Origin of the sequence: Mameliella sp. AT18 (genome assembly GCF_028807275.1) — a bacterium.
GTDB lineage: Bacteria > Pseudomonadota > Alphaproteobacteria > Rhodobacterales > Rhodobacteraceae > Antarctobacter > Antarctobacter albus.
On the sequence record NZ_JARAMO010000254.1, the window covers coordinates 1 to 7636 of the forward strand.

General features: G+C 66.6%; 9 protein-coding genes, 1 tRNA gene and 1 pseudogene. 9 read left to right on the top strand and 2 right to left on the bottom strand.

What is annotated here, in order from left to right:
* The 7 genes from metK to PVW46_RS21675 all read left to right on the top strand — a co-directional run.
* On the top strand, window positions 1-813 hold an 813-nt coding region (gene metK, locus PVW46_RS21645), incomplete at its 5' end, for a methionine adenosyltransferase (protein ID WP_274577561.1).
* A 151-nt stretch (window positions 814-964) separates the two neighbouring features.
* Window positions 965-1708, top strand: a complete 744-nt coding sequence (locus tag PVW46_RS21650) for a dienelactone hydrolase family protein (RefSeq protein WP_069207904.1) — start codon at window positions 965-967, stop codon at window positions 1706-1708.
* Complete coding sequence (locus PVW46_RS21655; RefSeq protein WP_069207903.1) at window positions 1708-2247, top strand: histidine phosphatase family protein; 540 nt, start codon at window positions 1708-1710, stop codon at window positions 2245-2247. Before PVW46_RS21650 ends, PVW46_RS21655 begins: the two co-directional genes overlap by 1 nt.
* Before the next feature lie 60 nt (window positions 2248-2307).
* Window positions 2308-3021, top strand: coding sequence for a tRNA (guanine(46)-N(7))-methyltransferase TrmB (gene trmB, locus PVW46_RS21660; RefSeq protein ID WP_069207902.1), 714 nt, complete (start codon window positions 2308-2310; stop codon window positions 3019-3021).
* Window positions 3022-3111: 90 nt separating this feature from the next.
* Window positions 3112-4455 carry a 3-phosphoshikimate 1-carboxyvinyltransferase gene (gene aroA / locus PVW46_RS21665; RefSeq protein ID WP_069207901.1) on the top strand — a complete coding sequence of 448 codons (1344 nt, stop codon included), beginning with the start codon at window positions 3112-3114 and terminating at the stop codon, window positions 4453-4455.
* Window positions 4456-4528: 73 nt separating this feature from the next.
* Entirely contained in the window at window positions 4529-4948 is a 420-nt protein-coding gene (locus tag PVW46_RS21670; RefSeq protein ID WP_069207900.1) for a GFA family protein, read from the top strand.
* Entirely contained in the window at window positions 4945-5559 is a 615-nt protein-coding gene (locus tag PVW46_RS21675; protein ID WP_043144984.1) for a (d)CMP kinase, read from the top strand. Before PVW46_RS21670 ends, PVW46_RS21675 begins: the two co-directional genes overlap by 4 nt.
* Window positions 5560-5592: 33 nt before the next feature.
* Here PVW46_RS21675 and PVW46_RS21680 read toward each other — a convergent pair whose 3' ends face one another.
* Window positions 5593-6618, bottom strand: coding sequence for a LacI family DNA-binding transcriptional regulator (locus PVW46_RS21680; RefSeq protein WP_261394874.1), 1026 nt, complete (start codon window positions 6616-6618; stop codon window positions 5593-5595).
* A 121-nt stretch (window positions 6619-6739) separates the two neighbouring features.
* On the opposite strand from PVW46_RS21680, the gene PVW46_RS21685 reads away from it, so the two are divergent.
* Both PVW46_RS21685 and PVW46_RS21690 read left to right on the top strand, forming a co-directional pair.
* Window positions 6740-6816: transfer RNA gene (locus PVW46_RS21685), tRNA-Arg, on the top strand.
* Between the two features lie 16 nt (window positions 6817-6832).
* Window positions 6833-7063, top strand: a complete 231-nt coding sequence (locus tag PVW46_RS21690) for a hypothetical protein (RefSeq protein ID WP_139022679.1) — start codon at window positions 6833-6835, stop codon at window positions 7061-7063.
* An 88-nt stretch (window positions 7064-7151) separates the two neighbouring features.
* On the opposite strand, the pseudogene PVW46_RS21695 reads toward PVW46_RS21690, so the two are convergent.
* Window positions 7152-7265: pseudogene (locus tag PVW46_RS21695) on the bottom strand (transposase); the annotation flags it as partial.
* Between the last annotated feature and the right edge of the window lie 371 nt (window positions 7266-7636).

Genomic DNA, 7636 nt, shown 5'->3' on the forward strand with positions numbered 1-7636 from the left:
GCCGGCGACCAGGGCATCATGTTCGGCTATGCCACGGACGAGACCGACGCTTTGATGCCGGCGCCGATCCAGTTCAGCCACGCGATCCTGCGCCGTCTCGCCGAGGTGCGCAAGGACGGCACCGAGCCCAGGCTGGGCCCGGATGCCAAGTCGCAGCTGTCGGTCCGCTACGAGGGCGGCAAGCCGGTGGGCGTGACCTCGATCGTGCTGTCGACGCAGCACCTGGACGAGACCATGACCAGCGCCGACGTCCGCGCGCTGGTGGAACCCTACATCCGCGAGACCCTGCCCGAGGGCTGGATTTCCGATGACACCGAATGGTGGGTGAACCCGACCGGCAAGTTCGTCATCGGCGGGCCGGACGGCGACGCGGGCCTGACGGGCCGCAAGATCATCGTCGACACTTATGGCGGCGCGGCACCGCATGGCGGCGGCGCGTTTTCCGGCAAGGACCCGACCAAGGTGGACCGCTCGGCGGCCTATGTCGCGCGTTACCTGGCCAAGAACGTGGTGGCCGCGGGCATGGCGGAACGCTGCACCGTGCAGCTGTCCTATGCCATCGGCGTGGCCAAGCCGCTGTCGATCTACGTCGACACGCACCAGACCGGCCAGATCGAGGCGCGCGCCATCGAGGCGGCGATCCCCAAGGTGATCGACCTGACCCCGCGCGGCATCCGCACCCACCTGGACCTGAACAAGCCGATCTATTCGCGCACCGCTGCCTATGGCCATTTCGGCCGCGCCCCCGAGGCGGACGGCGGCTTTTCCTGGGAGCGGACGGACCTGGCCGAGGCGCTGAAGAAAGAGGTCTGAGAGGGGGCTGTGCCCCCGTCTCCCTGCGGTCGTCTCCCCCCGGGGTATTTCTGCCAAGAAGAACCACAGGCGCTCCCGTCGCGGGGGCGCCTTTCCTTTTGCCGGGGGCCGCTATCTTTGCGGTGTGGAATGTGAACAGGGAGGTTCCGTGATGATCCGCACCGTTTTCGCTGCCGCCGTGATGCTGGCGGGCGCAGCCCAGGCCGAGATCCAGGCCGGCTATCACCAATACACCGTCGGCGACCGCACCTACGAGGGCTATGTCGCCACCAACACCGCGATCACGCCCAAGGGGACGGTCCTGATCGTGCACGACTGGGACGGGATGACCGCCTACGAGGAGCGCCGCGCCGAGATGCTGGCGGCGCTGGGTTATACCGCCTTTGCCATCGACGTCTACGGCGCCGACGAGGACCCCAAGACCGTGGACGAGAACCGGGCGCTGTCCGGGGCGCTGTATGGCGACCGCGAGGAATTCCGCGCGCGGCTTATGGGCTCGATCATGGAGGCGGCCAATATCGCCGGGACGACGGATGACATCGTCATCATGGGTTACTGCTTTGGCGGCGCGGCGGTGCTGGAGGCAGCGCGGGCCGGGGCGGAGCTGGAAGGCTTCGTCAGCTTTCACGGCGGGCTGGGCACGCCCGATGGGCAGGATTACAGCGCGACCACGGCGCCGGTGATGCTGTTTCATGGCAGTGCCGACCCGGTGTCCGGCATGGGCGAACTGGCCGCGCTGCTGGACCAGTTGCAGGGCGCGGGTGTCGAGCATGGGGCGCAGGTCTTTGGCGGCGCGCGGCACAGCTTTACCGTCCACGGGTCGAACGACTATGACCTGACCGCCGACCAGGGCGCCTGGGAGGGGTTGCTGCGGTTCCTCGACGACCGTCTGTGATGCGGTTCCTGATCCTTGCCCTCGGCCTGTTGTGGCCGGGGGTGCTGTCGGCCAATGACTGGGATGCGCTGGAGCGGCCCGGTGCCTTTGCCCTGATGCGCCATGCGCTGTCGCCGGGCACGGGGGATCCTTCGGGGTTCGTGCTGGATGACTGCGCCACGCAGCGCACCCTCGACGCGCGGGGCAAGGCGCAGGCGCGGGCCATCGGGGCCGCCTTTCGCGACCGCGGGATGCGCTTTGACGCGGTGCTGAGCAGCCAGTGGTGCCGCTGCCTTGAGACCGCCGCCCTGATGGATCTGGGCGAGGTGACGCCGGCACCCGCGTTCAATTCCTTCTTTCGCGATTTCGATCAGCGCGGCCCGCGGACCGTCGCGGCGCTGGACCTGCTTGAGACGCGGGGTGGCCGGCCCATCGTCGTCACGCACCAGGTCAACATCAGCGCGCTGACCGGACGCGGCACGCGGTCGGGCGAGGTGCTGATTGTGCGCCGCAATGGCGACGGGTTGGAGGTGCTGGGCAGCATCCTGATCGCCCCTTGAGCGCCCGCGGGGCCGCAGGAGCCTTGCACGATCCGTTCCCGGAGGCTAAGCGCCCGGGCCATGACCACGTCGAACAAGCACCCCGGCGCCCCCTGGCGCAATTTCTACGGTCGCGTGAAGGGCAAGACCCTGCGGCCGAAACAGGAAGAGTACCTGCAGGAGGACCTGGACCGGCTGTCGCCGGGCGCGGTCGACTGGGAGGAGAACCCGGACCGGGTGCCGCTGGACCTTGATGCGCTTTTCGGTGGAGCGCCGGTCTGGCTGGAAATCGGATTCGGCGGCGGCGAGCATTTGGTGCACCAGGCGGTCGGGAATCCGGGCGTTGGCATCATCGGGGCCGAGCCCTTCATAAACGGCGTGGCGATGCTCCTGGGCAAGATCCGGGAGGCGGGGGCCGGGAACCTTCGGGTCTACCCCGGCGATGCGCGCAACCTGTTCGACGTGCTGCCGGACGAGTCGATCTCGAAGGCCTTTCTGCTGTATCCGGACCCCTGGCCGAAGAAGAAACACCACCGGCGGCGCTTTGTGACGCAGGAGCACCTAGAGCCGCTGCACCGGGTACTGAAACCGGGGGCAGAGTTCCGCGTGGCCACCGACATTCCCGACTATGTCCGGCAGACACTGGTCGAGGTGCCGAAAGCCGGGTTCACATGGGCCGCCGAAGGGCCAGAGGACTGGCGGAAGCCCTGGGACGACTGGTATTCGACCCGCTACGAGCAGAAGGCCCTGCGCGAGGGGCGCGTGCCGCACTACCTGACCTTCCACAGGCGGTGAGCGGGCAGGGGGCGCGGCGCTGCACGAGCGCGATGGACCTTGCCAGTGCCGCTTGCTATCAGGCGGCGACGATTTTGCAGGAGAGCCCCCATGTCCGCCCACGGCGCCCCGATCCCGATGACTTCGCGTGCCTCCGGCCCCCTGGTGGGCGAGGCGCATGTGCCCGGCGACAAGTCGATTTCTCACCGCTCGCTGATCCTGGGCGCGATGGCGGTGGGCGAGACCAAGGTGACCGGACTGCTGGAAGGGCAGGACGTTCTGGACACCGCCAAAGCCATGCAGGCCTTTGGCGCGCAGGTCGAGAAGATCGGTGATACCTGGCATGTGCATGGCGTCGGCGTCGGAGGTTTTGGCGAGCCGGAGAACGTGATCGATTGCGGCAACTCGGGCACCGGGGTGCGGCTGATCATGGGGGCGATGGCGACTTCGCCCATCGTGGCGACATTCACCGGCGATGCCAGCCTGAACAAGCGCCCGATGGCGCGGGTGACCGATCCGCTGGCGCTGTTCGGGACACGCGCCTACGGCCGGTCCGGCGGGCGGCTGCCGATGACCATCGTCGGCGCCGCCGAACCGCTGCCGGTGCGCTACGAGGTGCCGGTGCCCTCGGCACAGGTGAAATCCGCGGTGCTGCTGGCCGGGCTGAACGCGCCGGGCGAGACCGTGGTGATCGAGCGCGAGGCAACGCGCGACCATTCGGAACGGATGCTGGCCGGTTTCGGCGCCACGATCTCGACCGAGGTCACGGAGGAGGGCCGGGTCATCACCCTGCAGGGCCGCCCCGAGCTGAAGCCGCAGACTATCGTGGTGCCGCGCGATCCGTCCTCTGCGGCCTTCCCGGTCTGCGCGGCGATCATCACCGAAGGGTCGGACGTGCTGGTGCCGAACATCGGGCTGAACCCGACGCGGGCGGGGCTGTTTTTCACCTTGCAGGAGATGGGCGCTGATCTGACCTTCGAGAACATGCGCGAAGAGGGGGGCGAGCCGGTGGCCGACCTGCGGGCGCGCTTCTCTCCTGACCTCAAGGGGATCGAGGTGCCTGCCGAACGTGCTGCCAGCATGATCGACGAGTACCCGGTGCTGTCCGTGGTGGCGAGCTTTGCCCAGGGGCGCACGCATATGCCGGGCGTCAAGGAGCTGCGGGTCAAGGAAAGCGACCGGATCGACGCGATGGCGACGGGTCTGCGCGCCGCCGGTGTCCACGTAGAGGAGGGCGAGGACTGGTGGACGGTCGAGGGCCGCGGGCATGGCAATGTCGCGGGCGGCGTGACCGTGGAAAGCCATCTCGATCACCGTATTGCCATGTCCTTCCTCGTCATGGGCTTTGCCTCGACCAGGCCGATGCGCGTGGACGACGGCGGGCCGATTGCCACGTCCTTCCCGATCTTCGAAACCCTGATGGGCACCCTCGGGGCCGAGATCACCCGCGACTGAGCCGGAGCGGCTGGGGCTTTCCCCCGGGGCGCGCTCTTGCTAGGCCTCGGGAGGGATCGAGAGGGAGTGTGCGATGCAGGCTGCGGCTGGAGTGACGGGGGGATGCCTCTGCAAGGCGGTGACGTACCGCGTGAGCGGCGCGCTGCGCCCGGTGATCGCCTGCCATTGCAGCCAGTGCCGCAAGACCTCGGGGCATCACGTGGCGGCGACCTCTGCCCTGCGTGAGACCGTCAAGGTGACGGGTGAGGTGACCTGGTACGGATCGTCCGACACGGCACGGCGGGGGTTCTGCGGGACCTGCGGCAGCAACCTGTTCTGGGACGGGCCGGGCACGCATCTGTCGATCTTTGCCGGAACCATCGACGGGCCGACCGGGCTGCGCCTGGCCGGACACATTTTCTGCGCGGACAAGGGGGATTACTATGACATCGGCGTGGGAGTGCCCCGGGCCGAAGGCGCCGACCCCGCATTGACGACACAGGTGATCGCGTGAGCTTTACCATCGCCATCGACGGCCCCGCCGCCAGCGGCAAGGGCACCATCGCGCGCCAGTTGGCGGCGCATTTCGGATTTGCGCATCTGGACACAGGGTTGCTGTACCGGGCGGTTGGGCGGCAGATGCTGCTGGGCGTGCCGCCGCTGGAGGCAGCGCAGGGGCTGGACGTGACCGGGCTGGACGCGCAGGCGCTGCGCGGGCCGGAGGTGGCGCAGGCGGCCTCGAAGGTGGCGGCGCTGCCCGAGGTGCGCGCGGCGCTGGTCGACGTGCAGCGCGCCTTTGCCCGGCGGTCGGGCGGCGCGGTACTGGACGGGCGCGACATCGGCACGGTGATCTGCCCCGAGGCGGAGGCCAAGCTGTTCGTCATTGCCGGCGCCGAGGTGCGGGCCGAGCGGCGCTGGCGGGAACTGGTCGCCTCTGGTCATGAGGTCACGCAGGACGAGGTGCTGGCGGATGTGCTGGCGCGCGACGCGCGGGACATGAACCGCGCCGATGCGCCGCTGAAACCGGCCGAGGATGCGGTGACGCTGGACACGTCGAAAATGGCCATCGCGGATGCTGTGGCCGAGGCCATCGCCATCGTGGAGCGGGCGGGCGCATCGGGTTAGGGCCCGAGGTCCCGGAGCAGGTCCGGGACGGGGTCAGCGCCGTTTCAGCGTGTCGCCGTAATCCAGCTTGGGCGCCAGTTCGATGATCGGTTCGAACTCGGCCTCCGGGTTGTCGACGCGGCCCGCGATGATCTGCGCCGCCTTGCGCCCGATTTCGGCCCGGCAGGCATCCATCGTCGCCAGCTTGCGCGGCAGACCGTCCAGCAGCTCAACCCCGTTGAACCCGGCAAGCCCGATCTGGCCGGGGATGTCGATGCCCGCGTCCAACAGGTGCAAGAGTCCGCCCGCCGCGATCATGTCATTGGAGTAATAGAGGAAATCGAGCTCCGGCTCACGCTCCAGCATGGCCTTGGTCATCTCGCGGCCCTTGGCCAGGGCCGACCCGCCGGAATAGAACTCCTGGTCGATGACCTCGACGCCTTCCTTGGCCAGCGCCTCGGTGAAGCCCTCGAAACGTTTGCGCGCGCGGTGATCCAGCGGCATCTTGGTGCCCATGAAACCGATGTTGCGATAGCCCTGTTTCAGGATCGCGCGGGCCATTTCGCGCCCGGCGCGACGGTGGCTGATACCCACGGCGCAATCGATCGGCTTGCCGTCGGTGTCCATGATCTCGACCACCGGGATGCCGCTGGCCTTGAGCATGGCGCGCGCGGCCTCTGTATGTTCGAGGCCCGCGACGATCACGCCGGAGGGCCGCCAAGAGAGCATTTCGTAGAGAACGCGCTCTTCCTTTTCGGGCAGGTAGTCGGTGACGCCGACGACGGGCTGCAGCTCGGTCTCTTCCAGGACGCTGGAAATGCCCGAGAGCACCTCGGGGAAGACCATGTTGCGCAAGCTGGGGATGATGACCGCCACCAGGTTCACCCGCTGGCTGGCCAAGGCGCCTGCGATCTTGTTGGGGACATAGCCCAGCGTCTTGGCCGCCTCGAGCACCTTTTCCCGGGTCGCCTGGCTGACGTCGCCGCGGTTGCGCAACACGCGGCTGACGGTCATTTCCGAGACGCCGGACGCCTCTGAGACATCGCGAAGGGTAAGCGGGCGGGAGTCGTCGGCGGCCAAGGGCAAATCCTTTTCGTGAGATGGGGATACGTTACCGCAATCAGGGCGCTGCGCAAGAGCGGTATGCTCTGCAACCATCCGGGATGACAAGCCCCGCGCGGCAGGGTAAGGAGGCGCGGACGGCCCCGTGGCTCAACTGGATAGAGCAGCCCCCTCCTAAGGGGCAGGTTGCAGGTTCGAATCCTGCCGGGGTCGCCAATAAGAAATTGTTTAAATGGATAATTTTGACAATTCTTTCTGTCATGCTTTTGTTCTGGTTGCCGTTGGTTTTCGCCATCGACATTTTCTGTTTGCGGATTTGTCGATTCCTTTCAGCTGTTTGCGGCGCGTCTGCCCAAAATCGGCTCAAGCGGAGACAGTACTTCCAAGCAATTCCTTACAAGCTTTGCAGCCATTTCTACTGAAGGCGTGGGTCAAGCTTGCCGCCGAAACGCTCAAGTTTTGATGCCTCTAGGCAGCAGCAGGGCATCTTGGGTCAAGACCTGATGATGCACTTTCATCTATTGTCTGTTGGTCCTGAACTGCGCGCCTAGGTATGGGCTGACACCCAAGCACTCCGCCACTTCCCTGACCGGGCAACCTCTCTCGGCGATCTGCGCGACTGCATCCCGCTGGAACTCGTCGCTGGACTTCGAGCCGCTCATCATGGCCTCCTTGCCTCAAAATTAGCACAGAAGGCGTCCACGATAGACGGGGCTATTCAGTTCTGAGCCTGGGCGCGAGCTGTCGGAACACGGCGCAACCGGCACTGAAAGCTTGATCAGCCTGAACACTGACGTCAAGTTGAGCGGGACGGCGTTTCACTTGGGGAATGTCGTAGGAAGCCCGTCGAATGAGTATTGAGGAGGGTGTCCGCAGGCGCATTTGCCGGAGCACCGCCGGAAAGGGAAATCATTTGCGATGAGGCTTTATTTCTACGGTACGAACAGTTCATTTTTCAGCGATATGTTCGTCTACCCTTTTGGCGGTTCTCGGTCCCCGGTGGAATTTATTGACCCGCCCCCGCTGATTGGTCCGG

What these genes read in the sequence shown, in the direction of transcription:
- PVW46_RS21650 (WP_069207904.1), top strand. Translation starts at nt 965, where the DNA reads ATGATCCGCACCGTTTTCGCTGCCGCCGTGATGCTGGCGGGCGCAGCC.
- PVW46_RS21670 (WP_069207900.1), top strand. Translation starts at nt 4,529, where the DNA reads ATGCAGGCTGCGGCTGGAGTGACGGGGGGATGCCTCTGCAAGGCGGTG.
- PVW46_RS21655 (WP_069207903.1), top strand. Translation starts at nt 1,708, where the DNA reads ATGCGGTTCCTGATCCTTGCCCTCGGCCTGTTGTGGCCGGGGGTGCTG.
- PVW46_RS21690 (WP_139022679.1), top strand. Translation starts at nt 6,833, where the DNA reads ATGGATAATTTTGACAATTCTTTCTGTCATGCTTTTGTTCTGGTTGCC.
- trmB (WP_069207902.1), top strand. Translation starts at nt 2,308, where the DNA reads ATGACCACGTCGAACAAGCACCCCGGCGCCCCCTGGCGCAATTTCTAC.
- aroA (WP_069207901.1), top strand. Translation starts at nt 3,112, where the DNA reads ATGTCCGCCCACGGCGCCCCGATCCCGATGACTTCGCGTGCCTCCGGC.